We start from the raw sequence: 2,023 nt of genomic DNA, 5'->3' as shown, positions 1-2,023 counted from the left end.
CTTGCGACTGCGTCTTGGGTGCTCCCTGCTTGATTGCGCCAGCTCAAGAGCACTTGTTGCAAGGCGTTGCTTAATGCGATAGTCTCGTTCATACTTGAAAAATAATTCAATGTCCAACAATTCCGATAAATCAAAGAAATTTTTCCGCAGAAGAGTTAAAATTGTTTGTCAAAAATTTATAGTCAAGTTTTTTTATCATGGCAAATCACTTTCCGAAATTTTTCTGGATAAAGTTTTGAACTTTTATAAACTTCAAATCGTCTAATTTTTAAATGTTGAAGCAACTGTGTAATAAACATAAGGGAATCTCCTTTTCCCAAATGTAATCTCAAGTCGTCGCGGGCTCAAAATCGTCTGAAAGCCTTGTAAATAAAGGACTTGAACATTTTAGAGTGACTATAAGTGGACGCTAGAGATGCAAAATAAAAAAAAGAGAAGTGCGTTCGCACTTCTCTTGGATTGAAAATTTTTTATCGCTTATCGGGCTTCCCAGATTTAAGGTTAGTCCATACACATAATTTGTTAGACAAAGAACACAACCGCTACATTTCACCAAGCTACTGGGCGCCACAACGATACGGCTACAACATCGTCAAACTTTATCCGAATCAAAATGCGCAAAAAGAGACCGTCAAGTTCCGCGGCATTATGCAGCAAAAGTCAATTGATGGCTACACCTGCTTTGGCGATAACCACGATTTTTATAACGGAAAACAATACAACTGGTGCAATTTTTCGCCTGATAAAATCGAAGACCCCGCAAGCGCTTGGGCGTTTGCCTTGGTTGCCGAAGGCGCAGACGGAACGCCTCGCTACAGCGAATTGAAAATCGACACCGCAGGAAGTTTTCAATTGATGTAAACGCAAGCGACAGGGCACTCTATTTGACGGTGGCTGCAACGCCAAAAACAATGCAGACGATTTTGTGGGATCAATTCTACTACAGCATTTATCGCTACCCTTACATGATTGAAGTAGAAAACGGCGGCGGTTATGTTTCAAATAACGCAAACGTCGCAGCTTCTGCATACGTGGGCGAAAACGCCGTCGTTAACGCAGGAACCGTGAGTGGAAACGCCCGCATCGAAGATTTTGCCGTTGTCGATGGCGGAACCATTTCGGGAGATGCCGTCGTAAAAAGCCGCGCGTATGTGACCTCGGGCACGATTTCAGACAAAGCCGTTCTAGAAGACGATGCCTGGCTTGTCAGCGGAGCGATAAAGGACAACGCCAAAGTGGGAGCGCTTACGGTTCTTAAAAATACAACCGTTTCAAGCTACGCCCAAGTTTATGGCGTAATGCGCATCATGAGTGATAAACAAGTTAGCGGAACCGCACAACTTCGCGGCGATTTGGAAAACAACTTTACTCAAAATATCAGCCAAGGCGTGTTTTACGGCATAGTTGACGACGGCATGTTGAATAACGTGAATTACGGTGCTAGCCTGACAGAAGCAAAACCCGAAGTCACCGCAAGCATCGAAAAAGCCGTGTGGTATGACGTTGACGAACCCACGCCAGAAATTCCCGAAGAGAAAAAGGAAGAAGAAGTCGGAATCAAAAATTCAATAGCAAACAATTTTAAACCAAACATCACCATTACCGAAAACGAAATCCAGATTTCATCTTTCTTAAATCACAAAGTTTACATTTTCGATTTGCAAGGAAAGCTATTGTTGAATCAAGAGTTAAATGCAAGCAGGCAAACGCTTTCCATCGAGAATTTGCCCAGCGGAATTTACCTGCTCAAAGTTCAAAATTCAAAAGCGAAAGCAAGTTTGAAATTCAGGAAGAATTAGGCAAAGAAGTAGAAAAACTGCAAGAAATAGCATTTTTTTTGGTATATAGTCGTCCCTTAAAAAGTCACTTCGCGAGCGCAGGATAAGGAGGTTCGCCGTTTTTATTCACCCCTTCCCGGCAAAGGAAGCAACAGTATAGCCATTCCAACAGGACAAAAAAGCGCCTCATGGCCCTCTTGAAGTTGAACGCCGCTGCTGCAAGCTTTGCATTGAGCATGTCGCCA

General features: G+C 43.1%; 1 protein-coding gene and 1 pseudogene. Both read left to right on the top strand.

The genetic code is table 11. From position 1 onward, the window contains the following. Positions 1–459: 459 nt before the first annotated feature. Positions 460–923 (top strand): annotated as a pseudogene (locus B0H50_RS12925) (DUF6055 domain-containing protein); the annotation flags it as partial. Continuing rightward, positions 912–1,799 carry a T9SS type A sorting domain-containing protein gene (locus B0H50_RS12920; RefSeq protein ID WP_109587921.1) on the top strand — a complete coding sequence of 296 codons (888 nt, stop codon included), beginning with the start codon at positions 912–914 and terminating at the stop codon, positions 1,797–1,799. The pseudogene B0H50_RS12925 and the gene B0H50_RS12920, both read left to right, overlap by 12 nt. Positions 1,800–2,023 lie beyond the last annotated feature (224 nt).

It is taken from the genome of Hallerella porci (assembly GCF_003148885.1).
Taxonomy (GTDB): domain Bacteria; phylum Fibrobacterota; class Fibrobacteria; order Fibrobacterales; family Fibrobacteraceae; genus Hallerella; species Hallerella porci.
Note: the sequence above shows the minus strand (reverse complement) of the source record. Positions and strands in the feature narration are given on the sequence as shown.

Coding starts and splice junctions, on each gene's coding strand:
- B0H50_RS12920 (WP_109587921.1), top strand. CDS start 912: ATGCAGACGATTTTGTGGGATCAATTCTACTACAGCATTTATCGCTAC.